The sequence below is a fragment of the Kitasatospora sp. MMS16-BH015 genome, from assembly GCF_002943525.1.
In the GTDB taxonomy this organism is placed as follows: domain Bacteria; phylum Actinomycetota; class Actinomycetes; order Streptomycetales; family Streptomycetaceae; genus Kitasatospora.
This window is the reverse complement of sequence record NZ_CP025394.1, coordinates 2323386-2348686: the sequence shown is the minus strand read 5'-3', so window position 1 is coordinate 2348686 and position 25301 is coordinate 2323386. Positions and strand designations below refer to the sequence as shown.

The window sequence follows — 25301 nt, the reverse complement described above, 5'->3', positions numbered from 1 at the left end:
GCCATGTCGATCGGACCCGGTCTCGCGGGCATGCCCATGGAAGAGTGGAAGATCCGGACCGCGAAAGGCCGCGAGTACGCCTTCGACAGCGAGGAGGAAGCACGCTCCGCACTGCGTGACTACGGCGAAGGCAGCACGTTGTGGAAGCGCAAGGCGTACCGGGGCATCGCCAACGTCTCCATGTCTCCGAAGGGCTGGACCCAGGTCGACTGAGCGGCCGCAGACCGGGCAACACTGGAAGCCCGTCTCTCAGCCCGAAGCTCCCGATCGTCCTCTGCTGTCAGGACTCACGATGGCCTGCCAGAGCCGGCCCCCTTGGCACCCGCTCTGGCAGGCCATCGTGCACTGGGCGTGAGCCCCAACTCAAAGTCGCTGACGCCCCTTGCCTCTCGAACATCACGTCATGAACAGACAGATCTCTCAACACGCTGACTTGACAGGGAAGACGGCCGGGTGCCAGGTGCCCGCGCGGCGTACCCAGACGGCGAGCAGGTCCTCCTGGACCTCTCCGGTCGCCGCCTCGAGCTCCGGCCTGGTGAGCAGCGCGGCGTCCCGCCAGTTCGAGCTGGTGGTGCCGGCGAAGGGGGACGGGGGGCGGTGCACGGGTCCAGTATCGCACGGTATTCGAAAATCAGTTCGATCTAGTCGGTATAGCCGGCGGGGGTGGTGCCGCCGAAGAGGGTGAGCGGGGAAGGGCGCGGTTGTCCGGTCTCCGGGTGGGCCGCCGCCACTCCCCCGGGGTCGGCGGCCGCCCACCCGTGCCTTCCACCGTCGTGGGAGAAGCCGCAGGTCAGTGGTGCCGGGTACCGTCACCGGCATGACCACCGCCGACCCGCTCCCCGACATCGTCCAGACCGTCCTCGACGACCTGGCGGACGCCGCCGACCCGGCAGCCGGGCACTGGCTGGTGGCCGAGCTCGACCAGCGGGGCTCCGACGCGGTGTGGTCCGCCACTTGTCTGCTTCTCGAACACCTCGCCGGCCGCCCCGCCTACGGCCTCCCCCGGGAGCAGGGCGCCGACCGGCTGCGCAGCGTCGCCCGTACCGCGCAGCCGGGCACCGCCCTGGCCCTGGCGGTGCAGCTCGCCTACCGGGTCGGCGGCGAGCAGGCCGCCGCCGAGACCTGGACGGCCGCCGAACCTGAGCTCCGGCGAGCCGCCCTCCTCCACCTGCTGCTCGCCCGCTGCGCCGCCGACGGCTTCGGCGGGCGGCTGACGGCAGCGGGGCTGGTGGCGCTGGTCCGAGCGACGGCCCTGCGGCCGGCCGGGCCGGGCGGCTGACCGCTGCCGGGGCCGGCCTACAGTTCTCCCACCAACGGTCCGGAACCACCGGGCCTGGCGCGATGAGGGGGAGGGCGGCATGGCCGACTCGACGTGGGGCCTGGACGACAGCAACTGGGGCGGGCTGACCGCCGCCGACCGGCGGCGGCGGTCAGCGTGTGGGGCATCACCGGCGACAGCATGTGGGGAAGCTTCGCCGGTGACAGCAGCTGGGGTAACACCGCTGTCCGCGACTCCGGCTGGAACTGACCCTCCACAGCTCCGGCAGGCCCGCGACCGCCGCTCGGTGCGGGCCCGGTAGGCTGCCGGACGCTCTGAGAAAGCACCGAGAGGCCGCCACCCACACCTGGGTGACGGCCTCTCGGCTTTCCCGGCCCTGTGGGTCCGGGGTCCGGGTCAGGGGGTCAGGTCGATGACCCGCACCGGCTGGCCCTTCCAGTGCAGCGGCTCGACCGTGGCGACGACCGCTCCGTCCGGGCGCTCCGGTGTCGGTGCGGCGGCGTAGCGGGTGTGGGCTTCGGCCCAGGTGTTCTCCGCCGCGAGGGCGAGGGAGGCGGCGAGGTCGAGGTCGAGGACGGTGAGCGCGGGGAGGGCGGCGAGGTGCTGGGCGGTGCCGGGGCGGGCGCGGTCGGCTTCGACGAGGGCGCAGGCGGGGGCGTAGAGGTACCAGCCTTCTTGGGCGTGGGCGCGGTGGATGAGGCGGGAGGCGAGGGCGTTGCCGCGGCCGGCGGCGACCATCGCGGTGTCGTCGAGGACGATGTGCAGGGCGGTCACCGGTCACCGGCCTGGGTCAGGCGGCGGTCGAGTTCGTCGTCCAGGCGGGCGGTGGCGTCGGTGTCGGGGTCGTAGCCGTTCCACGCCTGGAGCTTGAGGCGGGCCTGCTCGGCGCGTTCGGCGCGCTCGGCGGGGGTGAGCAGGGTGTCGGCGAGGCGGGCCAGGTAGGCGCGCAGCGAGAGGTGTTCGGCTGCGGCGACCTCGGCGAGGCGGTCGCGGGTCTCGGCGGGGATGCGCACGTTGGCGTCGGGCATCGGGGACTCCTTCCGGTCTCTCCCAGGATACGGGTACGTACCCGTATCCTGAAGCCCCATTTCGGGTACGGGTACGTACCCGTACCCGCTACGCTGAGTGCGGGCAGCCTGCGCAAAGACCCGCCGACTTGTCGAGCGTCGACTTGTCGGGCACCGAGCGGTTGAGGAGTCGTGGTGATGGAACGGGAGAACGTCCCCGGCGCGCTGCCGGAGCAGCAGGGCCGGGCCCTGTTGGAGGGGGTGGTCCTGCCGTCCGCGCTGGCCGGGGCCGTGCGGCAGGACCAGCCGGTGGTGGTGTTCGTGGCCGGGCAGGCCGGCAGCGGCAAGACCGCCGTCGTGGACCTGGTGCACGGGGCGCTCGCCGCCCGGGGCGGCGCCGTGCGGGTCGACCGCGACACCTACAAGAACATCCACCCGCACTACCCGGCGCTGCTCGCCGAGGACGTGCGCACCGCCGGGATCCGGGTCCGCACCGACACCTACGGCTGGCAGAGCGAGGTCGAGGAGCGGGTCTGGCTCAGCCGGTTCGACGCTGTGGTGGAGGCGGCTCTCGGCAGGCCTGACGAGTTCCTCGCCGAGATCGCCGTGTACCGGCGGGCGGGCTACCGGGTCGAGATCGTAGCGCTGGCGGTGCCGGAGGCGCTCAGCCAGCTCGGCGTGCTGGACCGCTACCTGCGCCTGGCCGTGGAGGGCCGGGCCCGCTACGTCGGGTGGGACAACCAGGCCGCCTGCGCCGCCGCGCTGCCGGCCGCGCTCGCCGCCGTCGAGGACGGCCGCCTGGCCGACCGGGTCCTCGTCGTGCGGCGCAGCGCCACGATGGTGGCGGAGGCGGTGTACGGCAACGAGCTCGGCCCGGACGGCTGGGTGCGCCCGGCGCGGGCGGCCCGGGCGGTGCTCGCCGAACGCGGCCGCCCGTGGGGCGCTGCCGAGACCGGGCGGTTTCGGCGGGAGCTGGCCGGGTGCGAGCGGCGGGTCCACGATCCGAGGATCCCGCAGGACTGGGCGCTGGCGACCGGCCGGGACGCGGAGCGGGCGGCCGCGCTGGCCGAGCCGGTGCGCCGCACCGCCCAGCCGCTACCGACAGCGCCCGGGGTGGACTACCACCGGCTCTCCCGGGACGAGCACGACGTCGTCTTCGACGCGGTGATCGTGCCGTCGATGCTGGAGCCGATCACCACCCAGGAGAGCCCGACCGTGGTGTACATCGCCGGGCAGCCCGGCGCGGGCAAGACCGCGGCAGCGCGTCTGGTCCACCGCTCCCTGCGCCGGCCGGTGCACCTGTCCGGCGACGACTTCAAGACCCTGCACCCCGACTACCTGGAGCTGCTGCGCACCGACCCGCGCCGGGCCTCGGAGAAGATCCGCGCCGACTACCGGGCCTGGCAGGCCCGGGCCGAGGCGTACGTCCGCGAGCGGCGCGGCAACGTCGTCGTCGAGACGACCCCGTCCGGGCCGGCCGCGTTCGCGAAGGCCGCCTCGGCGTACCGGCGGGCCGGGTACCGGGTTGAGCTGGTGGTGCTGGCCGTCCGCGCCGCCGACTCCCGACAGGGCACCGCCCACCGCTACACCCGGCTGACCCGGCTCGGCGTGCCCGCCCGGTTCACCACCGCCGCCGGGCACGACGCCCACTTCGACGTCCTGGCCGACGTCGTCGCGACCGCCGAGGAGAACGCGGTGGTCGACCAGGTCACCGTGATGCGGCGCGACGCCACCGCGCTCTACCGCAGCAGCCCCACCCGCCGCCGACCGGAGCATCCGGCGGCCGCGCTGGCGCTGCTCGCCGAGCAGGCCCGCCCCTACACCGACCAGGAGGCCGCCGTGTTCTGGACGGTCCAGCGGGAGCTGCACGCGGCGATGCCGCAGTACCGAGACGACCTGACCACGATCGGCACGCTGGCCGTGCCGCTGATGCCCGCCGCTCGGCGGCCGCGGCTGCTCCCCTCTCCGGGGGGCGAGGCCGCGCTGCCCCTGGCCCGTCGCGGTTCCTGACGGGAATACATCGAGGTCAGAGCAGGAAGGCCGGCTCGGGAAGGATGTCCCGGACCGGCCTTGGACGCAAAGTGCGGCAACACTGCGTCAGCGTCCCGTTGTGAGTTGGAGCTCACCACTCAGGAATGAGTCCCAGTCTGGGGCTACCGGCGAGTAGCCGCAATCGCGGTTGGGGCAAACGCGAACATGAGCCTCTGAGATTGGGCGTACAGCGGCGCGATACGCCATGGATTCCAAGGTTGAGTCCGGATCAGCTGGCGAACACCCAGGTCAGTCCAGCCCGCTGGCTCTCGTTGACCGGACCTCAGGGTGGGGCAGGTGCGGCGCTACTCCCCGGAAGGTCGAATACGCGGCCGGATCTGGTGGGAAGGTGGTTCGCAGCGTGCACGGGAGCACGTCCGCCGGCAAGCGGACCCCGTACCAGCACGCCGAGTTGGAGCTCACCCGCCTGCGGCGACGTGCCGTGGGCGAGCGCGGCGGATCCGATACCGCGCACCCGCATCAATCCGGGCACTCGTACGCGGCAAGCCGCACGACGGGTCCCCGGCTCCGGTCCGCCACGAGAAGTCGGCCGGCAAGCAGCTCAGGAAGGCACCCATGTCCGAAGACCAGCAGGACCCCGCCGTACAAACCTTCGCCGCCGCTCCCGCGTTGACCGGCGTGCTCGTGCAGACCAGCCCCTCCGCCCCGACCGGAGCCGGCCCCGTCACCGTGGACAGCTCCAGCGAGGAGCTGCTGTCCAGGCGCTCGCTGACCGGGCCCGAGGTGGCCTTGGTCGTCGCCTTCCTCGTGGTCGGCGCCGTACTGCTGCTCATGGGCCAGCCGATGCTGCACATCATCGGGCTGCTGGCCGGGGTCGGCGGCATCGCTGTGATCGTCCTCGCCCGCCGGCTGCCCCGACTGAGCGTGCGGTGATCACGATGGGCCGCAACCGCAAGCAGCTGACCTCCTCGGTCGACCGGCCCCGCCGGCTCGCGCTCGCCCGCGAGCTCTGCGCCTGCCACGACGCCTCCGATCTGCCGCCCACGCTGGCCGAGCTGGCCGCCGCCTCAGGACTTCACGTGGCCACGGTCCGCCGCGTCCTCAACGCCGAGGCGGTACCCGCCTGGGACGCGGTGGCGCAGATAGCCGACGCCACCCGCGCCGACGCCCGGACGCGCCACCGCCTGGAGAACCTGTGGCTGGACGCCCGTCTGGAGTCCCGCCCCGCCTGGTACCGGCCCGGTCGCCTCGCCACGCGCGAGCCCGCCACCATCGGGGACTACGCACAGCTGCGCGAGAGCCTGCTGCTGATGCTCCGCGACGCCGGCTCGCCCTCCCTGCGCGAGCTGGAAGCGAAGGCCGGGTTCAACCTCCTCCCCCACTCCACGCTGGAGCGCACCCTGGCCGGCAAGCGCAAGCCCACGCCGGACGAGGTCGCCGAGTTCGTCAAGGTCTGCGACACGTACGGCGGCGACCAGAAGGACTGGGTCGCCGCCGTCGAGCGCTGCTCCGCCGGCACCCGGACCGAGGACATCACCCGCGCCCGGACCGTTGGAGCGGGCATCGACGCGGTGGCCCAGCTGGAGCGCAGGCGGACGACCTTGTACAGCATCCCCAGGCGTTTCCGCCCTGTCCCGACCGCGGAAACCGAAGGCCGCCGTCACCGCGCCCAAGCACAACGCGAGTTCACGGTGAAGCTGCGCGGACTCTGGGCCGCCTGCGGAAACCCCTTGCTGCAGACGGTGCACATCGCTATGTCGCCTGAGCACCGACCCTCGCTCACGGGGATTAGCGACATCATGAGTGGCAGGCGCCTGCCGTCGTTGGAGGCGTTGACCTCCCTAGTGCAGGTCTTGCTCTCGATCATGGACGGCCGCACCATAGATCAAGATGATTCGCGGGTCGACGAGTGGCGCAACCTCTGGATGCGAACGATCTCCGATACTACGACCTTGGCCTCCTCTGTCGGATGACGGGTACTCAACACCGCAGACGCCGTCCGCCCGGCCGTTCTGGTCTCACCTTGACGTGAACGATGCCACCCCTCCCTGCGGCGGCGACTGGAATCCCCCTCCCCGGGGGGGTATGCGCAGGACGCACCAGCCAAGCCCTACGCACGATGGCGCCATCGATCACCAGCTGGGTCGTCAGCGAGCGCAGGGCATTCGGTCACACCACTCGGAGGCGGGAGGAACCTAGTTCTTCTCCGCCTCCAGGTCCCGCAAGCGTTCGCCGTACAGCTCGGTGGTCCGCTCGATCTCCTCGGGCGTCGCCTCGACCAGCCGGCGCCGGTCCTCGGCGCAGGCCCGCATCCGCTCGGTCAGCTCCTCCAGGCGCTGCTCGTCGCCGGAGCGCCGGGCCTCCATCATCGCGCGGCTGTACCAGGCGAGGACCGCGCCGAGCACCTCCTGCGCGTCCTCGTACGCGGCGCCGTCTCCGGTCGACGGGGTGGACGGGGTCTCGGGCGTGTTCACTGCGCTTCACCTCGGGCTTTCGGGCGTCCCGGCCGGAACGCGCCGCCGAGCTGCCCGGGGCGGGCCCGTCGACGGACCCCTTCCGGCCCTTTCCGCCCGATCCTGCCCCCTGACCTGCCGAATCGCCTAAGTTGGCGTCAGCTGTCATGTCCTGGGGGGGACTTCGTGGATCTTCGCGCACTGTTCAGCAGCAACGACTCGGTGGAGAGCGCGGAGGCATTCACCGACCGCCAGCACCAGTGGGACGTGGTGACCACCGCCCTCGGCGAGCACCTGCGCACCGTCGCCGAGGACGGCTTCGACGTCGAGGACCTGGAGAAGCCCCGCACCAACGTCCTCGCCTTCCACGGCATCGGCGGCGTCGGCAAGAGCACGCTGCTGCGCAAGATCGAGGCCTCCCTCACCACCGACGGCCAGCGCCCCCGGCAGTGGGGCACCGGGATCGGGGCGGGCGAGCGGCTGCTGCCGGTGCGCATCGACCTCTCCCGCTCCGCCTCCACCGGAGGTGACTTCGAGCGCGTGGTCCTGACGATCCGCCTGGCCCTCGCCGGCGCCGTCGACGAGCGCCACGTCCTGCGCAGCGCCTCGCTGCTGGACGCCTTCGACCTCGACCTCGCCACCCAGGCTGTCCGGCTGCCGGCCTCGCTGGAGGCCGGCAGCCGGGACGGGTGGGATCAGGCGAAGAGGGTGCGGGCGGGGGTGTTCCAGCCGGAGCCGATCTGCACGGCGCCGACCCAGTTGGCGTTGATGCCGTCGATGTCGCGGAAGGCACGGAGGGTGCCGTCCGCATCGATCGAGATGACTTCGGCTTTGCCGTCGCCGTTGAGGTCCGCGAAGCGGATCCGGGCGGGGTCGTTCCAGCCGGAGCCGATCTGGCGCGGGGTGCCCCAGGAGCCGCCGTCGATGACGCCGTAGTTGGGCCAGGCGGTGAGGGTGCCGTCCGCGTTGACCGCGATGGCCTCGGCCTTGCCGTCACCGTTCAGATCCGCGAAGAGCACCCTGGCCGGGTCGGTGAACCCGCCACCGAATCCGACGGCGTCGGCCCAGGTGCCGTCGATGCCGTCGATGTTGCGGAAGGCGCGGAGGCTGCCGTCGGCACCGACCGCGATGAGGTCGGCCTTGCCGTCGCCGTTGAGGTCGGCGAAGCGGATCCGGGCGGGGTCGTTCCAGCCGGATCCGATCTGGCGGGCGGTGCCCCAGCCGGAGCCCGTGTTCGGCCAGGCGGTGAGGGTGCCGTCCTGGTTGTCGAGGATCAGGTCCTTGCGGCCGCTGCCGGTCAGGTCGGCGAAGAAGATCCGCGCCGGGTCGGCCTGGACGTTCTTGACCACCTGCGGGCCGGTCCAGTTGAAGGCGAGGGCATCGGCGTTGCCGAACAGCCGCAGATCGCCGTTGGCATCGGCCGAGACGAGGTCGGCCTTTCCGGTGCCGCCGCTGTAGAACGGCGCCCGGGCGTAGCCGAACAGCCACTCGGTGTGCTGGCCCTCGCAGGCGGGGTCGCTGCTGTCGAAGTGGTCGCCGGTGGCGGTGACGGTGCAGCGGTAGACCGGGACGGTGGGCACTCCGGCCGGGGCGGTCTTCCAGAGGTAGCCGTTGCCGCTGACCCTGGTGTAGCCCTCGCACCCGCTGTCGAGCGAGCTGAAGTAGCCGCCGCTGTAGTGGCAGTTGTAGAGCGCGGCGGTGCCGGGTACGGCGTTCAGGTTCACCAGGCCGAGGGTGGCCTCCAGGTGGTAGCCGTCCGGCACGCCGGCGGTGGTGACGACGTGGCCGCCGCCGTCCTTGGCGTAGCGGGCGAGGTGGGCGTAGGCGAGGGTGTAGCCCTGCAGCCCCTCGGTGGTCTGGCCTTCGCAGGCGGGGTCGGTGCTGTCGAAGTGGTCGCCGTTGGCCGCGGCCAGGCAGCGGTAGACCGCGAGCGTCTGCTCAGCCGTGGGCGGGCTGTCGTAGAGCCAGCCGAGCAGGCCGTTGACGTGCTGGCCCTCGCAGTCGGCCTGCCTGGAGGTGAACTGGCCGCCGCCGTACTGGCAGTCGTAGAGCGGGTGGGTGCCGGGCTGCTGCGCGAGGAGGAGCTCGCCCAGTGACCCTTCCAAGCGGTAACCGTCCGGGGCCTGGCCGGTGATCACCAGGTGCCTCCCCTTCCCAACGTAGCGGCTGAGCTGCCCGTAGAGACGGCCCCGGGTGGTGGTCTGACGTTCGGCGATGAGACTGAAAGCCCGTGAAGGCATGGCCTTCACCTTGGACGGCCAGTCGGCGCCGTAGCCGGCGTCGATCACGTCCTGAGGTGAACCGAAGTTCACCCTCTGCCCGTCGACGATCTGAGCAACCGGCGTGGACGAACCCCCAGCACCCTGGATGAGGGTCCCGTTCCGGGGGACGTCTGCAGGGATCAGGTTGAAGGCGCGGGTCGGGACAGCCCTGACCAGGCCAGCCCAGTCGCCGGAGTATCCGATGTCCTGCAGTTCTTGCGGACTGGCCACGTTGATCCGGGCTCCGCCCAGCATGACCGCCACGGGCGTGGCTGCGCCGCCGGCCCCTTGCACGAGGGTCCCGTCGGCCGGTACGAATCCGATGGCGTTGTAGCTCTTGGAGGACAGGGCCGTGACTTTGGTCCGCCAGTCGGTGCCGTACCCGGTGTCTATGACCTCCTGGGGAGTCTCGAACGGTACGAGCGCCCCGCCGACTGTCTCCGCAACAGGAAGCCCCGTGTTCCCGTCCCAGCCTTGGACCAGGTGGCCGTCGGACGGCTGGCGGTTCATATGGTCGAACGCGTCGATCGACCAGTCCGACACCTTGACCGGACTGCCGCAACTCAGAGGGGCCGCACAGGTGTCCTGCCAAATGGGAGCGCCACCGACGAACTGGTATATCCGACCGCGCTGGTCGATCGCCGATGATCCGTCACGCGGGACCGCCTGCCCGCTGTCGATGACGGCCTGGGTGGTCGGACGCGACGCCGGCTGGCAGATGCCGTCGGCACAAGTCGCCTGCCACACCGGGGCACCACCGACGATCTTGTAGATGCGCTGGGTGTCGTTGGTCACCAGCTGGGTGCCGTCCGGGAGGCCGCCGAGCGACGTCACCAGTTGGGATTGCGGATCCACCGGCCCGCCCTGAGGGCCGGGTGCGTCGGACTTCCCTGGGCCGTAGCTTCGGAGTCCGGCCCATTGGCCTCCGAGACCACCACCGGCGATTCCGCCGTGGCCGTCCGGGAAAGGCACCAAGCCGGCCATCAAGGCGGAGTATGCGGGACTGGGGACATCCGTCTGCACCTGGGTCTTGTAGTACAGCTCGGCGTGTCCGTAGGTGACACGGGTATTGCAGTTCGTCAGCCCCTGAGTCTGGGTGATATCGACGGACTCGCGTACCAGCCCCACGCGATAGAACATATGAGAGCCTGGCACCAGCGTTTTCTTTACGATGTCCTTCACGGTCGATCCGACCTCGACCTCGTATGACCCCTTGAGGGAAACACTGGCCTTCTCGACCAGGGCATCGAGACTGACGTTTATTTCCGAGCTGACGGACGACTTCCTGGTCTCAGTCTTGGTGACCTCGGTCGTTATCTCCTGGGGATTGACGGCCGACCAATTGTCCAGATGAGTGTCATTGGGAAGCTCCCAGCTGCTGGAGACAGGTGAGAAGTTGTACTGGAACCAAGGGTCGCAGACCGGCGTGGCGGCGCTGGCATGACCGCCACCACCCAGCGCAGGTGCAAGGAGTACTGCCAACAGAACACCTGGTGCCAGTACGCGGCGAATGGCTTGAATCAGGTTGCGCGGTATCAAATTTAAATCCTCTCATGACAAGTCCGATATCACGGTGCTCCCGACCGTGGAACAGGGGATTGCAGTGAGGCGCGAAGCCGGGCTCCCGAGACCGCGTCTCCGGGTATCGGGGGCTCGTATCCCGCCGCGACTCTCCTTTCGGCGGGGCTATGGGATCAGACAACCCGACGACAGGCCGAGCGTCCAAGCATTCGAAAAACTTCAAAGATGATCTTGATCTCGGGCGGATCGTGGTGTGCGATCTCGGGACATGGGCTGCCACCCCCGCCCATCCCGAGCAGCCATCCGTAGGCACTTGCCCACCCCCTCTCTGAGGACATGGCGGTGCACCTGCCGTCCTCAGACCGTGAAGCCGGCCCTTCCGGCACGAGGCCGATCCCCCTGCGGTGACGCGGATCTCGCAGCGAACCATCCGAGATCCTGAACTGTTCAAGCCGACTCGAATATGATCACGAGGACCCTGGGGGAGGGATGATGATCAAGATTGAGCTGACGTCGGACGCCGCAGCCAGTACACGGTTCGCTCTCTCGCCGCTTTTCCAAGCGATGAACCTGCTCTTCATGCTCGGCCGACGACCCCACGCCGTACCGCAGGAGTGGCGGCACCGGGCCCGAGAGGTGATCGAGGTGCGCCGCTTGAGGCTGCTCGCCTCGCTGGCGATCACCCGCAACGGCTACACGCCCGACTTCCTCACCCCTGGGCCGGCCGAGTACCGGCCGTCGCCAGACGGCGAGTTGCACCAGGTAACGCTCACCCCACCGGAGCAGGTCCAGGCAGAGATGGCCACAGTCCTTGGCGGACACGCCCCGACCGCCTCCCCGGCCCGTTCACCGCAACGCCTGGTACTGCAAGCTCTGGAACGCGGCGAAGACGCCTTCGTCACCCACCTCGCGCGCGAGGTGGACACGTTCTGGACCCACGCGCTGCGGCCCCGGTGGGCGGACCTGTCGGCCCGCCTGGAGCGGGACATCGCCGAGCGGGCCAACGTGACCGCTCGGCACGGCCTCGGCACTATGCTCGCCTCGCTCCACCGACGACTGGACTTCTCAGACGGCGCGCTCAGCGTCGCGCACGGCGGGGCGGACGAACAGCGCCTCACCATCCCAGGCCTCGTCCTCGTCCCCGGGGCCTTCCCACGCGGCCTCATGCTCGCTCTCTATCCCGCGGCGGCGGCATCGTCACCGGCTGTCCTCGTCTACCCGGCCGCCCCTGACGACCAGGGACCAAGCCCCGGCCTGGGCGAACTCATCGGTGGCTCCCGCGCGGCCGTCCTCGCCGAGCTGGCCCAACCACGCACCACCGGCGAGGTCGCCGCCCGGCTTGGTCTCAGCCCGAGCACCGTCTCCTACCATCTCCAGGTCCTGTACCGGGCCAACGTGCTACGCCGCACCCGCTCCGCTCGCCGGGTCTACTACCAGACGAGGTGAACCCGCCAGCCGCTCGGTGGACGCTCCGATCGCGAACCTGTCTGTGACCGCGACTCATTTGCTGTGAAGCCGGTTGCATCGAAGTGCCGATTTAAGTCGGAGCAGGAAAAGCTGGGCTGGTTCATCCCTGCGTGCAAAACTCCGCCGTCGAAGGTTGGTAGTACGTACAGGTCGATGCGGTCCGTTCCCTGCGCGCATGGCTCCGCCCCGGTACGAACAGGCGATGTTCGGGGCGCCGAGGTCCGTCCCCTGCGCGCAGAGCTCAGCCGCTGCCGAGCGACCCACTCGGCGGACGAGCTACCTCCCCTACCTGCGCGCAGAGCTCGGCCCTCGTGATGGAGTGTTGTCGACGGGCGAAATGAGGCCACTGTCAACGGCCATTTACTGACTTCGGCTCGTCAGGGTGAATCTGCGCAAAGTGCCTGATGAGCCTGGAGCGGTAGCTGTACCGGTGGTGTGTGAGATATGCGGATGGGGGCGGGCTGACCGCCGCGGGACGGCTGCGTCGGGAGTCGGTGCGGGTGCAGGCTGCCGAGTTGTTCGAGCAGGAGGTCAAGCCGGCGGAGGGGGCCCGGCGTCTGCGGGTGAGTGCGAAGTCGGCCTACCAGTGGCACCAGTTGTGGCGCGACGGTGGCGTGCAGGCGCTGGCATCGCGCGGCCCGGCTGGGTCGCGGTGCCGCCTGTCGCCGCGCTGTCTGGAGAAGCTCGCCGCGTATCTGGACGAGGGTCCGGCCGCACACGGCTGGGTGGAGGACCAGGTCTGGACGGCCTCACGGGTGGTCACGCTCATCGGGCGGAAGTTCCACGTCTCCTACAGCGTCTCGGGCGCCACGCGGCTGATGCACCGGCTCGGCTTCAGTCCGCAGGTCCCCGCCCGCAGGGTGGCCGAGCGCGACGAGCAGGCCGGGTCACGTCCGCTGGGGTGGTGTATCGCTGGCCACTCGGTGATCCGGCTTTAGGCTATGCGGTGAGTGCGGTCGGGGCGGCCTCGTCGGGGGTTTCTCCCTCGATCGGGTGGAGGCGGCAGCGGCCGAGGATCTCTGAGCCGATGTAGCGGCGCTGTTCGGCCCATTCGTCGCTCTGCTCGGCCAGGACCGCGCCGATCAGACGGACGATCGAGGCGCGGTCGGGGAAGATCCCGACGACGTCGGTGCGGCGCCGGATCTCCTTGTTCAGCCGTTCCTGCGGGTTGTTCGACCAGATCGACTTCCAGACCGTGCGCGGGAACACGGCGAAGGCCAGCAGGTCCTCGCGGGCATGCTCCAAGTGCTCCGCAGCCTTGGGGAATCGCTCGTCGAGAGCGGCGATAACGGAGGCCATCTGCTGACGCACGGCCTTCGCGTCAGGCTGTTCGAAGACGGTCCGCAGCAGGGTCGCGACCCAGGGCTGGGCCGACTTCGGGACCTGCGAGAGCAGATTTCGCGCGTAATGCGTCCGGCACCTCTGCCACGCGGCCCCGGGCAGGGTCGCACCGACCGCGTCCACCAGGCCGCCGTGGGCGTCGGAGACGACGAGCTGGACACCTCCCAGGCCGCGGGCGACCAGCGACCGCAGGAAGGCAAGCCAGCCGGCGCCGTCCTCGCTGGTGGCGACGTCCAGGCCGAGGACCTCACGCTGTCCCTCGTTGTTGACGCCGACCGCGACCAGGCAGTGCACGTTGACCACACGGCCGCCCTCGCGGACCTTCTGCGTGAGCGCGTCGACCCACACGAACGTGTAGGGGCCCTGGTCGAGGGGGCGGTTGCGGAACTCGGCCACCCGCTCGTCCAGATGCTTGGCCATCTCGCTGACCTGGGACTTCGACAGCTGGGTGACGCCCATGGTCTCGGCAAGCTTCTCCACCCGGCGGGTCGACACCCCGAGCAGGTAGCAGGTCGCGACCACCGAGATCAGGGCCTGCTCGGCCCGGCGCCGGCGCTCCAGCAGCCAGGACGGGAAGTACGAGCCCGAGCGGACGCGCGGGATCGCCAGGTCGACCGTGCCGACACGGGTGTCCCAGTCCCGGTTGCGGTATCCGTTGCGGGAGTTGACCCGGTCCTCGCCCGGGCGGCCGTACTCGCCGCCGCAGACGCGGTCCACGTCCGCGGACATCATCGCCTCCGCGAACGTCTTCACCATCGCCCGCAACAAGTCGGGACTCGCCGAAGCGAGGTTCTCCTCCAGCAGGGCAGCAAAGGGCACACTGTCACGTGCGGTCATCGTGCAGATCTCCTTCAAGAGCTTGGTCGTTCTCGAAGGATCAGCCGGTGGCCGTTTCACGTTCCCGGGCGACACCCACTACCGGGACGAAACCCCCGAAACGGATGGAACCCGTACACCACTTCTCTGGACGCAACCGCAGGCCGTCACCGTGTGGAAGGAGGTGACCTGGGCGGAGGTAAAAGAGTCCGGGCGGCCTGCGGGGGCTACATCTGCTTCGAGGACGAGGCAGGCTTCACCCGCCGGCCGCCCCGAGGGCGCACCTGGGGCCGACGGGGCCGCACGCCGGTCGTGACCGTCAGCGGGCGCCGCTCGGGGCGCCTGTCCGTGGCGGGACTGATCGCCATGCGGCCCGGCTCGCGCACCCGGCTGTGCCACCGCCTGGTCACCCACTGCGCGGGCAAGGGCATGCGCCGCAGCATGGGCGAGCGTGACTTCATCGCCTTGGTCGATGGCGTCCACCAGCTCGTCAAGGCGCCGATCGTGCTGGTCTGGGACCGCCTGAACACCCATGTCTCCCGCGCCATGCGCGAGCTGGTCGCCGAGCGCGCCTGGCTGACGGTGTTCCTGCTTCCCGCCTACTCACCCGACCTCAACCCCGTCGAATGGGTCTGGGCGCACGTCAAGCACAGCCTCGCCAACCTCGCCGTCATGGCCCTCGACCGACTCGAAGCCCTCGTCCGCAACCGGCTCAAACGCCTGCAGTACCGCCCCGACACCCTCGACGGCTTCATAGCCGGCACCGGCCTGACCCTCGACACCCCAACGTCACCCTGACGAGCCGAAGTCAGTAACGCCGCACCGCCTGCGACCCCAGAGTCGTGAACCCGGGCCCGGCGCCGGCCGGGGCCCGAGTCGCCGCTGATCCGGCCGAGCGGCCCGCTACGTAGCCCTCACGTACGACGGCACCGCCGTCATGTGTCACGGTGTGGGGCACCAGAGCGTGTGGGTGGGCGGCCCGGGGGATACGGCCGCCTGGTGCCGGGGAGGATCGGTAGGCTAGAGAGGTGCTCCCGAAGGGGGCGCGTGCAGCTTGGAACACCCGGATTTCGCCTGTATGAGGCTGAGAAATGATGGGCGTCGGTGAGATCCACGGAGAGTGATTTTCGCAGTTCAGCGACCATGACGCCGCATTGTTGCAGGTCAGCGGCCCGGCCGAGGAAAACTCCCAAAGCTGGTGTCATGGGGAGGGTTACCCATCACATGGGCGCGGCGAGGGAGTGCTCAGGCGCGCTCACGGGCTTGGATACGGCAACAGGATCGGCGCCGCCACACTGTGCGGCGCAGGGTCAGCGGTCCTCGACGATGAAGCACGCCCGCTGGTAAAGCTCGTCGAACGTGATGATCTCGACGTCCTGGATGGATGTCCGGTATAGCTCGAAGGAGCTGAGCTTCACCGGGTTCACTGCTCCGTTCTGGATGAACTCCTGCAGGCTCCCGATCACCACGACCTGCCGGGGCCGGGTGGTGGACAGTTCGATACCGGCCGGGGTGCCGTCGTCCTCGAAGATCCGGGCGAGGAACTCACGGGAGACGAGCTGCTGGGCCTTACTGGCGGTCATCTGCACCTGAGCTACACCGCCGCTCAGCTCCTTCGAGACCTGGAAGACGCCCGGGCGGTACGGGGTCCTGGCGAGTAGCTCCGTCTCGTGGGTCTTGATCTCGCAGAAGAGCATGCTGCTGATCAGCCCCTTGGAACGCATAATGGCGTCGATGCGCTTCCCAGCCCCGCCGAAAATGCTGGCGCCGGCGGTGATGCGTTCCAGCTTGCCGTCGTCGATGGACTCGCAAGCGATGAGGTTGAGGCCGTAGCCGAAGATCCACTGGTTTTCCTCGAAGAAGGCCTGCCAGACCGCCTCCGCCCCCCGTGCCGTGGCCTCCGCCTGCTGGAAGTAGTCCGGATCGGTAAGCAGTCGCTCGAACCTCTGGAGCTGATCCTTGCGGTTGCTGATCAGCCGGATGTCCTCCTCAGTGAGACCACCGCCGATCGCGGTCCTGACCGCACCGAGAACCATCGTCCGGTCCTGACCGGTCAGCAACTGAGCCAACTGCGCTTCGTTGCTGGCCACCAGTTGGAGGGGGTCGCCGGGTGTGCTCAGGCCAGCGCAGGACTGGAGGAAGTTGATGACCTTCCAGAAGTTCTCATGAACGTCACTTGCGTCGACGAGCGCCTTGACCCCCCGGGTGGCCTCAGAGTCAGGAATCATCTGGTCGACGGGCGTTTGACTAGCCTTCTTCTTGTCCTTCTTCCAGAGCTTGATCCTCGGCGTGAAGCTGTCACCCTTCTTGATGATGGTGACACTGCACTGGGTCGCCACTTGGGGTCGATCGTCGAGGACGAACTCGGTGATCATTCGGTGTGCGCGGGTGTTGTAGAGGTAGTGGAGTCCGCCGCTGCCCTGCGAACTGCGGATTTCCAGATCGGCGAAGTCCTCTCGGGTGACATCGAACTCGGTGTTGCTGAAGGGGAGGCGGAAACCGCGAACGATCCGGGTGCCAGGTGCGGCGGCCTGGAGTCGCCAGTCCGGCGGGATGTTGGGCATCGGCCGGGGATCACCTTCGACTACGAGGTCCTGAACATCGTTGCGCCCGAGCTGGCCGAGCACGGTCTCCAACGTTCGCCAGATCAAATCCTTCGTGTCTTGGGTGAAGGCGCGCAGGAGCTCATACTCCACCGTCAGGACCGCCTCGTACGTGTCCACCGTCCAGCCGTCACCTGGCCTGGGATGGAAGAACTCACCGTCACGGCGCAGGGTCAGGACCGCGGTGCGTAGCAGATCGCGTGCGTCCTCCTCCCCAGCGCAGTCCAGGAGGCTGTAGGTCTGACCCAGGACCAGGTCGAGCTTGCTGGCGTCCTCGTCGCCGAGCGGCAGAGGGACCAGCGGGCCCGTCGGCGTGACACGGATGGCGTGGTACACGGGGCGGCCGGAAATGAACTCAAGGGGACGTAGGCTCCACCCGTCCGGTGCCAGAAGCCGGTTCAGCTCCTCGACGTGCCCTGCTGCCTCAGCTGCATCGGCCGCCACCTCGGGATGAACCACCCGCGACAGGAAGGCAAGCAGTACCTCGTCCGGCCCACGGGAGAGTTCCAACCTGGGGTCGTCGAAGATCCAGTCATCGGGCAGGTCGCAGTTGTTGAACCGGTGCTGCTGAATCTCCGCGCGGACGGTCGGGAGCCGGCCGTTCTCTGGCGACGGTCGATCCAGGTCGTAGAGGTCCTCCAGGAACGTGACTTCGTCCAGTTTTCCCCACCACGGCCTCGACATCGCGCGTAGGTACCCGAAGATGTCTTGCCGCGTCACCGCCGTGATGTCTCGGCGCGCGTTTGCCGGGGCGGGGGCATTGGATGTCATGCCTCAATGATGGACGGCCGGTAAGTCGGGAGGCGGGCTTTCGGGACTTCTCCGTTCTCGGTCAAGCAGCAAGGTGTCTGGCCAGAGGACTGCGAGAGCGTCGCAGCACGTACGAGTGAGGGTGCGTGGTCACCCGCGCTGTGAGGCGCCACCAGCATCGGGGTGGTCACGCTCTGTGAGAAGCGTGACCACCCCGATGTCGCCTTGCCTAGCTGATCCATCGTCAGCTATCGGCGTCGCCATTTCACACTCGTTTCACATGAGGGCGAGGACGGGCGAGTAGCGACGAGAGCTTCTGAGAGGCGTTTTCGCAGGTCAGATGCCCTAAAACAGTGTCCTGGCCAAGTGGCCCATAGAGGCCGATTCAGAGGTCGTAGTAGAGCTCGAACTCGTGCGGGTGGGGCCGCAGGGCGATCGGGGCGATCTCGTTGGTGCGCTTGAAGTCGATCCAGGTCTCGATCAGGTCGGGGGTGAAGACGCCGCCGGCCAGCAGGTATTCGTGGTCGGCCTCGAGGGCTTCGAGGACGGCGCCGAGGGAGGCGGGGACCTGGGGGACGGAGGCGTGCTCGTCGGGGGCGAGCTCGTAGAGGTCCTTGTCGACCGGCTCGAGGGGCTCGATCTTGTTCTTGATGCCGTCCAGGCCGGCCATCAGCATGGCGGCGAAGGCGAGGTAGGGGTTGGAGGCCGGGTCGGGGGCGCGGAACTCGATCCGCTTGGCCTTGGCGTTGGAGCCGGTGATCGGGATGCGGATGGCGGCGGAGCGGTTGCGCTGGGAGTAGACCAGGTTGACCGGGGCCTCGAAGCCGGGGACCAGGCGGTGGTAGGAGTTCACCGAGGGGTTGGTGAAGGCGAGCAGCGAGGGGGCGTGCTTGAGCAGGCCCCCGATGTAGTAGCGGGCGGTGTCGGAGAGCCCGGCGTAGCCCTGCTCGTCGTAGAAGAGCGGCGAGCCCTCGGTCCAGAGCGACTGGTGCACGTGCATGCCCGAGCCGTTGTCACCGAAGATCGGCTTCGGCATGAAGGTCGCGGTCTTGCCGTTCCGCCAGGCCACGTTCTTGATGATGTACTTGAAGAGCATCAGGTCGTCGGCGGCGTGCAGCAGCGTGTTGAACCTGTAGTTGATCTCCGCCTGCCCGGCCGTGCCCACCTCGTGGTGCTGGCGCTCGACCTCCAGGCCGGCCTTGGCCAGCTCCAGGGACATCTCGGCGCGCAGGTCGGCGAAGTGGTCGACCGGCGGGATCGGGAAGTAGCCGCCCTTGTACTTGACCTTGTAGCCGCGGGCGTCGCCCTCGGCGGAGCCCGAGTTCCAGGCGCCTGCCTCGGAGTCGATGTGGTAGTACGAGGCGTTGGCGCTGGTCTCGAAGCGCACCGAGTCGAAGACGTAGAACTCGGCCTCGGGCCCGAAGTAGGCGGTGTCGGCGATGCCGGAGGAGGCCAGGAAGGCCTCGGCCTTCTTGGCGACGTTGCGCGGGTCGCGGCTGTACGCCTCGCCGGTGATCGGATCCTGGATGAAGAAGTTGATGTTGAGGTGCTTCTCGGTCCGGAACGGGTCGAGCCGGGCGGTGGCCAAGTCCGGGACGAGCGCCATGTCGGACTCGTGGATCGCCTGGAAGCCGCGGATCGAGGACCCGTCGAACATCAGCGTCTCGGCCGGGTCGAAGGTCGCCGCCGGCACGGAGAAGTGCTGCATCACGCCCGGCAGGTCGCAGAACCTCACGTCGATGAACTTGATGTCGTTCTCCGCGATGTACTGCTTCACTTCGGCGGCGTTGCTGAACATGCCATCCTCCTCAGCCTGCGGTTTGGTGGCTCACCCTAGGAATCGGCCGTTTCCGACCGGTGACCTCACCGTTTCCTAGATGTTAACCACACCCTCGCGCCGGGAGGCAAAGGCCTACGCAATCGGGCAAAACGACGCGCCACCACGGCCCGGCTCCGCCGAGTGGACTAGACCACTGAAGGGCAAGCGGTGAGACCGATTCACCCGGCAGGGGGAGGGGCGCCGAAGATCACCCGTACTGCCCGGATAGTGTGGATTCGTGGACACCAGAGAAGCGTTGGGATCGTGGATCGACGGCCCGAAGGCCGCCGCCGAGAAGATGGGCACCGACTTCGGCTACCGCGGCGAGCGCCTGGGCCTGCCCAAGGAGGGCCCGGGCTCGGTCGCCGGCACCGGCCGGCGGATCGGCGCGCTGTTCGTGGACGGCTGGCTGTGCAGCCTGGTCGCGTACGGGCTGCTGGCCCGGGGCCACCAGGGCGAGGCCAACCTCTGGACGACGCCGCTGTTCTACGTGGTCACCGTGGTGCTGATGGCCACCACCGGCACCACCGTGGGCAAGCGCCTGTTCGGCCTGCGGGTGGTCCGCCTGAACGGCGGCCGGGCCAGCATCCCGCAGGTGCTGCTGCGCACCCTGCTGCTCTGCCTGGTCGTCCCGGCCCTGGTCTGGGACCGTGACACCCGCGGCCTGCACGACAAGGCCGTCGGCACCGTCGAGGTCCGGATCTGACAGCAGCGGAAGAACGGAACGGCCCCGGCGCGCGATGCGCCGGGGCCGTTCACGTTGCAGAGCGTTGCAGAGGGGGGTCAGCGGGCCTGGCCGCCCTTGGGCATCCGGGCGCCCTTGGGCATCGGGCCCTTGGGGATCGGCGCCTTGGAGAGCAGGTCGCCCAGCGCGCGCAGCCGGTCGTTGGTCTCGGTGACCTGGGCCGGGGTGATGGCGCGCGGCAGGCGCATCAGGTGGATCTGGAGCTTCTTGAGCGGGATCTCGCCCTCGCCGTTGCCGACCATGATGTCGTGCACCGGGATGTCGCCGACCACGCGGGACATCTTCTTCTTCTCGGCGGCCAGCAGCGGCTTCACCCGGTTCGGGTTGCCCTCGCCGATCAGCGCGATGCCCGGGCGGCCGACGGCGCGGTAGACCGCGTCCTGGCTGCGGGTCACGGCGACCGGGGTCTGGTTCGCGCTCCAGCCGCGGCGGATGTTGCCCAGCACGGCGGCCACGGCCCCCGGCTGGCCCTCCATCTGCCCGAAGGCGGCCCGCTCGGCCCGGCGGCCGAAGACGATCGCCACGGCCAGGAAGGCCACGATGAAGCCCAGGATGCCCAGATAGATCGGGTGGTCGATCGCGAAGCCGATGGCGAGGAACACGCCGAAGACGGCCAGGCCGACGCCTGCGATGATCAGGCCGATCTTGGTGTCGACCTTCTTGGTCATTTGGTACGCCGTGCGGATCTGCTGGAGTCGCCCGGGGTTCTCGGATGTTTGCCTCGCCATAGGGCTCATGGTACGTGGCCCCGGCACGCCAGTACCAAGGGCGCCCCCCAGTGCGGCCGAACCGTCACCGAGTGGTCCAACCACAGGGCCGCCCGGGCCCCGCGGAGAACCGTTCAGGCGCCGCGCCGCACCGGCGCCGCGCTGTGCTCCCGGTCCGCCGCGTACTGCCGGTTCTCGCACACCGAGGCCCAGGCGTTCCGCCGGGCCTGGCGCTGGCCGCCGGCCAGCAGCACCGTCTCCGCCAACCGCAGCGCGTCCCCCACCGAGCGCACCCGGCGCACCTCGCCGATCGCGACCCGGCGCAGGGCCGCACCCCGCACCACCTGGATGGTCCGCATCTGTGAAGCAACTCCCCTCGCTGACACCGTCAACGCCGCAATCGTCACACCCGGGTGTTACTCCGGGGTGACCTCGCCGTCAAAGCCTGATGAAAGCCTGACGCCCTGAACGCTCCCTGTAGCTCCGCTTACGCCGGACGGCGGGGGTGTGTTCACCCCCGCCGTCCGGGTCACTCCTGTGGCGACACGTCTCAGACCGCCGCCTGCTCGCGGTGCTCCAGCGCCTGCCGGTACAGCCGCCCGGCGCGGTACGAGGACCGCACCAGCGGGCCGGACATGACCCCGGCGAAGCCGAGCTCCTCGGCCTCCTCCTGCAGCTCCACGAACTCGTGCGGCTTCACCCAGCGCTCCACTGGGTGGTGGCGCAGCGAGGGCCGCAGGTACTGCGTGATGGTGATCAGCTCGCAGCCGGCCCCGACCAGGTCGGCCAGCGCCTGGCTGACCTCCTCGCGGGTCTCGCCCATGCCGAGGATCAGGTTGGACTTGGTGACCAGGCCGGCCGCGCGGGCCTGGGTGATCACGTCGAGGGAGCGCTCGTAGCGGAAGGCCGGGCGGATCCGCTTGAAGATCCGCGGCACCGTCTCCACGTTGTGCGCGAGCACCTCGGGACGGGAGGAGAAGACCTCGGCCAGCTGGTCGGGCTCGGCGTTGAAGTCGGGGATGAGCAGCTCGACGCCGGTCCGGCCCGCCTCGCGGCCGGCGGTCAGCGCGTGCACCTGGCGCACGGTCTCGGCGTACAGCCAGGCGCCGCCGTCCTCCAGGTCGTCGCGGGCGACGCCGGTGATGGTGGCGTAGTTCAGGTCCATCGTGACGATGGACTCGGCCACCCGGCGCGGCTCGTCGCGGTCGAAGTCGGCGGGCTTGCCGGTGTCGATCTGGCAGAAGTCGCAGCGGCGGGTGCACTGGTCACCACCGATGAGGAAGGTCGCCTCGCGGTCCTCCCAGCACTCGAAGATGTTGGGGCAGCCGGCCTCCTGGCAGACCGTGTGCAGCCCCTCCTTCTTCACCAGCGAGTGGAGGGCGTTGTACTCGGGGCCCATCTTCGCGCGGGTCTTGATCCACTCGGGCTTCCGCTCGATGGGGGTCTCGGCGTTGCGGACCTCGAGGCGGAGCAGCTTCCTGCCGTCCGGGGCGACAGCGGACACGTGCGACTCCTAAGAACTAGTACGGCGTGCCCCCAGGGTACGCCTGTGCTTGTGCGGCTTGTGCCGGGGCGCCGCCCCGCAATCGCAGGGCAACACCCGGGAGACGGGAAGGATTCCCGGCGGTCAGTGGGCGAGGGCGGGCTCGGGCATCTCGGCCAGCACCTCGGCCAGGTGCCGCTCGACCACGGGAAGGGCGCCCTCGACCGGCAGCGGACGGCCCAGCTCGGAGCTGAGCGAGCCGACCCCGGCGTCCCGGATCCCGCAGGGCACGATCCGGTCGAACCACGTCATGTCGGGGTCGCAGTTGAGCGCGAACCCGTGCATCGTCACCCCGCGCGCCACCCGGACGCCGATCGCGGCCAGCTTGCGGTCGTCCCCGCGCTGGCCCGCGTTGGAGGGCGCGTACTCCGGGCCGGCCAGCCGCGGGTCGATGCCCAGCGGCAGGCCCATCCGCAAGGTCAGCTTGCCGATCTCCACCACCTCGGCCGGGTCGACCACGGCGTCCGGCAGCTCCTCGCCGAGCACCCAGACCCCGCTGCGGCCCTCGACCCGGGTGGTCGCCACCCCGAACTCGCCGCAGGCCCGGATCAGCGCCTCCTCCAGCCGCCGCACGTACGCCACCACGTCGATCGGGTCCGGCAGCTTGACGATCGGGTACCCGACCAGCTGGCCGGGGCCGTGCCAGGTGATCTCGCCGCCCCGGTTGACCGGCACCACCGGAGTGCCGTCCAGCGGGTAGTCCTCGGGGTTGGTCCGCTTGCCGGCCGTGTACACCGGGGGGTGTTCGAGCAGCAGCACGGTGTCCGGGATCTCGTCGGCGACCCGCAGGGCGTGCAGCCGCTGCTGCTCCTCCCAGGCCGCCTCGTAGGGCACCGACTCCGTGCCGACGCCCATGCGTACGAACCGTACGTGCTCGCTCACCGCTGCTCCTTGCCAGTGCCCTGCCGGCGCCTGCCAGTGCCTGCGCAGTACCTGCCAGGCGTTCGAGGCCAACCTCGCCACTGTACGCCCGTACGGGTGGCGCCCGGCCGGGCAGGTCAGCGGGCCAGCAGCTGCAGGCGCAGGGCCAGCTGGAGCTCCAGGGCCTGCTCGGGGCGGTTCCAGTCCGGGCCGAGCAGGGTCTCCACCCGGTCGAGCCGCTGCACCACGGTGTTCACGTGCACGTGCAGCTCGTCCTTGGCCCGGGTCAGGCTGCCGCCGCAGTCGAAGTACGCCCGCAGGGTGCGGACCAGCTCGGTGCCCCGGCGCCGGTCGTAGTCGAGCAGCGGCCCGAGCGCGGCGGTGACGAAGGCGTCCACGTCGTGCCCGTCCCCGAGCAGCACGCCGAGGAAGCCCAGCTCGTCGGCGGCCGAGCCGCAGCCGGCCCGGCCGAGCACGTGCAGCGCCCGTACGCAGCGCAGGCCCTCCGCGTAGGAGGCGGCCAGCGCGAGCGGCCCGGCCGCCACCCGCCCGGCGCCCACGGTGACCGGTGCCCCGGCCAGCCGGGCCAGCCGCTCGGCCGCCTCGGCGGCGGCCGCCCCGGGCCGGCGGGAGCCGTCCTCGGGCAGCAGCAGGACGACGGCCTCGCCGTGCTCGGCGCTCAGCCCGCGCGAGCCGAACAGGTACCGGGCGGCCGCCCCGGCCAGCCGGTGCCGCTCGGCCGTGGTGGTCTCGGCCACCAGCACCAGGTGCGGCCGGGTCAGGTCCACCCCGAGCCGCCGCCCCCGCGCGGTCAGCCCGGCCGGGTCCCGCCCGGGGGCGCTCAGCAGGTCGGCCAGCAGCTCGCCCCGCACCCGGTTCTCGGTCTCGGCCACCGAGCGCCGCAGCAGCAGGAGCAGCGCCGTCACCACACTGGCCCGCTCGAACAGCCGCCGGTCGGCGTCGTCCAGCCGCAGCGCGGCGGTCTCCTCGGCTCGCTTGCCCTGGATGGGCGGCTGGAGCAGCAGGCTGCCGAGCGGTTCCTGGCCGGCCAGGACGACGCAGACCCAGCCGTCCCCGTGCCGGACGGCCCGGCCCTCGGTGCGGGAGGCGGCGACGGCCTCGGCCAGCCCGGTGCGGGCGGTGGCCGGGCGGCCGGCCAGCAGGACGCCCTCGGCGTCGTGCACGGAGGCCTCGGCCCCGAGCAGGGCGCCCACCTCGGCGGCCACGTCGGAGACGGCGGCCCCGCGCAGCACCAGGTCGGTGAGCCGGTCGTGGGCCTGCTCGGCGCGCTGCACGGCGGCGGCGTGCGCCCGGATCACCGCGTTGGCGCCGTTCAGCTCGGCGAGGGCGGCCCGGGTCTCGGTCAGCGAGTTGGCGGTGTCCAGGGCCACGGCCGCGTGGGCGGCCAGCGTGCAGAGCAGCGCCACCTCGTCCGGCGAGAAGGCCCGGGCCGAGCGCTCGGCCGCGAACAGCACCCCGATCACCTCGCCGCCGAGCAGCAGCGGCACCCCGATGATCGCCACCAGCCCCTCTTCGAGCACCCCGGCGTCGATCCGGCCGGTGTGCCGGAACCTGTTGTCGGTCCGGTAGTCCGGCGTCGCGTACGGCCGGGCGGTCTGGGCGACCAGCCCGCCGAGGCCGTCGCCGAGGCCGAGCCGGAGGTTCTGGAACAGCGGCGAGACCGACCCGTCGGTGACCCGCATGTAGGTGTCCCCGGCGGCCTGGTCGGGCAGCGTCAGGTACGCGGTGTCGGTGCCCAGCAGCTTCCGGGCCCGCCGCACGATCGCCTGCAGCACGGCGTCCAGGTCCCGCGAGGCCGCCAGGTCGCCGGCGGTGTCGAACAGCGCCGTCAGTTCGGCCTCGCGGCGGCGGTGCTGACGCAGGGTGCGGTGCACCCGCAGCGCGGTGAGGGTGGCCTCGTCGATCTCGGCCAGCACCTCGGCGGGCGCGCCGTGCCGGCGCGCCTCGGCGAGCACCTCGGTGAAGTCCTCGGCGGCGGCACCGGAGGCGAGCAGGTCCAGCAGCCTGCGGAGGGCTGCCGCCGGGCTGGTGTGGGGGGCGTTCATGGTGGCCGTCATCGTTGCACTATCTGGGGGCGCGGGGAACTGCGCGAACACGGAAGAAGCGCGCCAGATC

At 70.2% G+C, this 25301-nt stretch carries 22 protein-coding genes; 9 read left to right on the top strand and 13 right to left on the bottom strand.

Translation table 11 applies throughout. The features are described 5' to 3' along the window. The first annotated feature begins 3 nt into the window (after positions 1 to 3). A complete protein-coding gene (locus tag CFP65_RS10100; protein ID WP_104815792.1) occupies positions 4 to 213 on the top strand; it encodes a hypothetical protein in 210 nt (69 codons plus the stop codon). 207 nt (positions 214 to 420) lie between these two features. On the opposite strand, the gene CFP65_RS10095 is transcribed toward CFP65_RS10100, so the two are convergent. Beyond that, on the bottom strand, positions 421 to 603 hold the full coding sequence (locus tag CFP65_RS10095; protein WP_104815791.1) for a hypothetical protein: 183 nt from the start codon (positions 601 to 603) through the stop codon (positions 421 to 423). Positions 604 to 817: 214 nt separating this feature from the next. Between CFP65_RS10095 and CFP65_RS10090 the strand changes: the two genes are divergently transcribed. Continuing rightward, positions 818 to 1279 carry a hypothetical protein gene (locus tag CFP65_RS10090; protein ID WP_158702119.1) on the top strand — a complete coding sequence of 154 codons (462 nt, stop codon included), beginning with the start codon at positions 818 to 820 and terminating at the stop codon, positions 1277 to 1279. Positions 1280 to 1675: 396 nt separating this feature from the next. Here CFP65_RS10090 and CFP65_RS10085 read toward each other — a convergent pair whose 3' ends face one another. Both CFP65_RS10085 and CFP65_RS10080 read right to left on the bottom strand, forming a co-directional pair. Continuing rightward, positions 1676 to 2044 (bottom strand): hypothetical protein, encoded by a 369-nt coding sequence (locus CFP65_RS10085; RefSeq protein WP_104820758.1) that lies wholly within the window; start codon positions 2042 to 2044, stop codon positions 1676 to 1678. A 5-nt stretch (positions 2045 to 2049) separates the two neighbouring features. Continuing rightward, positions 2050 to 2307 (bottom strand): Arc family DNA-binding protein, encoded by a 258-nt coding sequence (locus CFP65_RS10080; protein WP_104815789.1) that lies wholly within the window; start codon positions 2305 to 2307, stop codon positions 2050 to 2052. 177 nt (positions 2308 to 2484) lie between these two features. Between CFP65_RS10080 and CFP65_RS10075 the strand changes: the two genes are divergently transcribed. The 3 genes from CFP65_RS10075 (at position 2485) to CFP65_RS10065 (ending at position 6251) form a co-directional block, all read left to right on the top strand. Then, positions 2485 to 4296, top strand: a complete 1812-nt coding sequence (locus tag CFP65_RS10075; protein WP_104815788.1) for a zeta toxin family protein — start codon at positions 2485 to 2487, stop codon at positions 4294 to 4296. Between the two features lie 597 nt (positions 4297 to 4893). Then, positions 4894 to 5211 carry a hypothetical protein gene (locus CFP65_RS10070; RefSeq protein WP_104815787.1) on the top strand — a complete coding sequence of 106 codons (318 nt, stop codon included), beginning with the start codon at positions 4894 to 4896 and terminating at the stop codon, positions 5209 to 5211. Continuing rightward, entirely contained in the window at positions 5208 to 6251 is a 1044-nt protein-coding gene (locus CFP65_RS10065) for a helix-turn-helix domain-containing protein (protein ID WP_104815786.1), read from the top strand. The genes CFP65_RS10070 and CFP65_RS10065 overlap by 4 nt, the downstream gene beginning before the upstream one ends. 222 nt (positions 6252 to 6473) lie before the next feature. Here CFP65_RS10065 and CFP65_RS10060 read toward each other — a convergent pair whose 3' ends face one another. Together CFP65_RS10060 and CFP65_RS10050 are read right to left on the bottom strand one after the other, a co-directional pair. Then, positions 6474 to 6752 (bottom strand): hypothetical protein, encoded by a 279-nt coding sequence (locus CFP65_RS10060; RefSeq protein WP_104815785.1) that lies wholly within the window; start codon positions 6750 to 6752, stop codon positions 6474 to 6476. Between the two features lie 674 nt (positions 6753 to 7426). Then, the gene (locus CFP65_RS10050) at positions 7427 to 10531 is read right to left on the bottom strand and encodes an FG-GAP-like repeat-containing protein (protein ID WP_158702118.1); all 3105 of its coding nucleotides are present in this window, start codon (positions 10529 to 10531) and stop codon (positions 7427 to 7429) included. Positions 10532 to 11005: 474 nt separating this feature from the next. Between CFP65_RS10050 and CFP65_RS10040 the strand changes: the two genes are divergently transcribed. Then, positions 11006 to 11959 carry a helix-turn-helix transcriptional regulator gene (locus tag CFP65_RS10040; RefSeq protein WP_158702117.1) on the top strand — a complete coding sequence of 318 codons (954 nt, stop codon included), beginning with the start codon at positions 11006 to 11008 and terminating at the stop codon, positions 11957 to 11959. Positions 11960 to 12459: 500 nt separating this feature from the next. Then, positions 12460 to 12918 (top strand): winged helix-turn-helix domain-containing protein, encoded by a 459-nt coding sequence (locus tag CFP65_RS10035; RefSeq protein ID WP_371682524.1) that lies wholly within the window; start codon positions 12460 to 12462, stop codon positions 12916 to 12918. Position 12919: 1 nt separating this feature from the next. Here CFP65_RS10035 and CFP65_RS10030 read toward each other — a convergent pair whose 3' ends face one another. Next, complete coding sequence (locus CFP65_RS10030; RefSeq protein WP_104815543.1) at positions 12920 to 14158, bottom strand: IS256 family transposase; 1239 nt, start codon at positions 14156 to 14158, stop codon at positions 12920 to 12922. A gap of 153 nt (positions 14159 to 14311) precedes the next feature. Here CFP65_RS10030 and CFP65_RS10020 point away from each other — a divergent pair, with 153 nt between their 5' ends. Beyond that, positions 14312 to 14935 (top strand): transposase, encoded by a 624-nt coding sequence (locus tag CFP65_RS10020; protein ID WP_254552314.1) that lies wholly within the window; start codon positions 14312 to 14314, stop codon positions 14933 to 14935. Between the two features lie 512 nt (positions 14936 to 15447). On the opposite strand, the gene CFP65_RS10015 is transcribed toward CFP65_RS10020, so the two are convergent. Further along, positions 15448 to 17511, bottom strand: coding sequence for a Shedu anti-phage system protein SduA domain-containing protein (locus CFP65_RS10015; RefSeq protein ID WP_104815779.1), 2064 nt, complete (start codon positions 17509 to 17511; stop codon positions 15448 to 15450). Positions 17512 to 17875: 364 nt separating this feature from the next. Then, positions 17876 to 19288 (bottom strand): type I glutamate--ammonia ligase, encoded by a 1413-nt coding sequence (gene glnA / locus CFP65_RS10010; RefSeq protein WP_104815778.1) that lies wholly within the window; start codon positions 19286 to 19288, stop codon positions 17876 to 17878. A 259-nt stretch (positions 19289 to 19547) separates the two neighbouring features. Between glnA and CFP65_RS10005 the strand changes: the two genes are divergently transcribed. Then, positions 19548 to 20015 (top strand): RDD family protein, encoded by a 468-nt coding sequence (locus tag CFP65_RS10005; RefSeq protein WP_104815777.1) that lies wholly within the window; start codon positions 19548 to 19550, stop codon positions 20013 to 20015. Positions 20016 to 20092: 77 nt separating this feature from the next. Here the strand turns inward: CFP65_RS10005 and CFP65_RS10000 are convergent, their stop codons facing one another. From CFP65_RS10000 to CFP65_RS09980, 5 genes are all read right to left on the bottom strand, one after another. Next, entirely contained in the window at positions 20093 to 20791 is a 699-nt protein-coding gene (locus tag CFP65_RS10000) for a DUF4191 domain-containing protein (RefSeq protein ID WP_371682394.1), read from the bottom strand. A 104-nt stretch (positions 20792 to 20895) separates the two neighbouring features. Continuing rightward, a complete protein-coding gene (locus CFP65_RS09995; RefSeq protein ID WP_104815775.1) occupies positions 20896 to 21120 on the bottom strand; it encodes a hypothetical protein in 225 nt (74 codons plus the stop codon). A 191-nt stretch (positions 21121 to 21311) separates the two neighbouring features. After that, positions 21312 to 22265 carry a lipoyl synthase gene (gene lipA / locus CFP65_RS09990; RefSeq protein ID WP_104815774.1) on the bottom strand — a complete coding sequence of 318 codons (954 nt, stop codon included), beginning with the start codon at positions 22263 to 22265 and terminating at the stop codon, positions 21312 to 21314. A gap of 123 nt (positions 22266 to 22388) precedes the next feature. Continuing rightward, positions 22389 to 23186 (bottom strand): lipoyl(octanoyl) transferase LipB, encoded by a 798-nt coding sequence (lipB, locus tag CFP65_RS09985; protein WP_256387267.1) that lies wholly within the window; start codon positions 23184 to 23186, stop codon positions 22389 to 22391. Between the two features lie 116 nt (positions 23187 to 23302). Further along, the gene (locus CFP65_RS09980) at positions 23303 to 25231 is read right to left on the bottom strand and encodes a helix-turn-helix domain-containing protein (protein WP_104815772.1); all 1929 of its coding nucleotides are present in this window, start codon (positions 25229 to 25231) and stop codon (positions 23303 to 23305) included. Positions 25232 to 25301: the final 70 nt, after the last annotated feature.

What these genes read in the sequence shown, in the direction of transcription:
- CFP65_RS10100 (WP_104815792.1), top strand. Translation starts at nt 4, where the DNA reads ATGTCGATCGGACCCGGTCTCGCGGGCATGCCCATGGAAGAGTGGAAG.
- CFP65_RS10090 (WP_158702119.1), top strand. Translation starts at nt 818, where the DNA reads ATGACCACCGCCGACCCGCTCCCCGACATCGTCCAGACCGTCCTCGAC.
- CFP65_RS10080 (WP_104815789.1), bottom strand. Translation starts at nt 2,307, where the DNA reads ATGCCCGACGCCAACGTGCGCATCCCCGCCGAGACCCGCGACCGCCTC.
- CFP65_RS10075 (WP_104815788.1), top strand. Translation starts at nt 2,485, where the DNA reads ATGGAACGGGAGAACGTCCCCGGCGCGCTGCCGGAGCAGCAGGGCCGG.
- CFP65_RS10070 (WP_104815787.1), top strand. Translation starts at nt 4,894, where the DNA reads ATGTCCGAAGACCAGCAGGACCCCGCCGTACAAACCTTCGCCGCCGCT.
- CFP65_RS10040 (WP_158702117.1), top strand. Translation starts at nt 11,006, where the DNA reads ATGATCAAGATTGAGCTGACGTCGGACGCCGCAGCCAGTACACGGTTC.
- CFP65_RS10030 (WP_104815543.1), bottom strand. Translation starts at nt 14,158, where the DNA reads ATGACCGCACGTGACAGTGTGCCCTTTGCTGCCCTGCTGGAGGAGAAC.
- CFP65_RS10015 (WP_104815779.1), bottom strand. Translation starts at nt 17,511, where the DNA reads ATGACATCCAATGCCCCCGCCCCGGCAAACGCGCGCCGAGACATCACG.
- glnA (WP_104815778.1), bottom strand. Translation starts at nt 19,288, where the DNA reads ATGTTCAGCAACGCCGCCGAAGTGAAGCAGTACATCGCGGAGAACGAC.
- CFP65_RS10000 (WP_371682394.1), bottom strand. Translation starts at nt 20,791, where the DNA reads ATGAGCCCTATGGCGAGGCAAACATCCGAGAACCCCGGGCGACTCCAG.
- CFP65_RS09995 (WP_104815775.1), bottom strand. Translation starts at nt 21,120, where the DNA reads ATGCGGACCATCCAGGTGGTGCGGGGTGCGGCCCTGCGCCGGGTCGCG.
- CFP65_RS09980 (WP_104815772.1), bottom strand. Translation starts at nt 25,231, where the DNA reads ATGAACGCCCCCCACACCAGCCCGGCGGCAGCCCTCCGCAGGCTGCTG.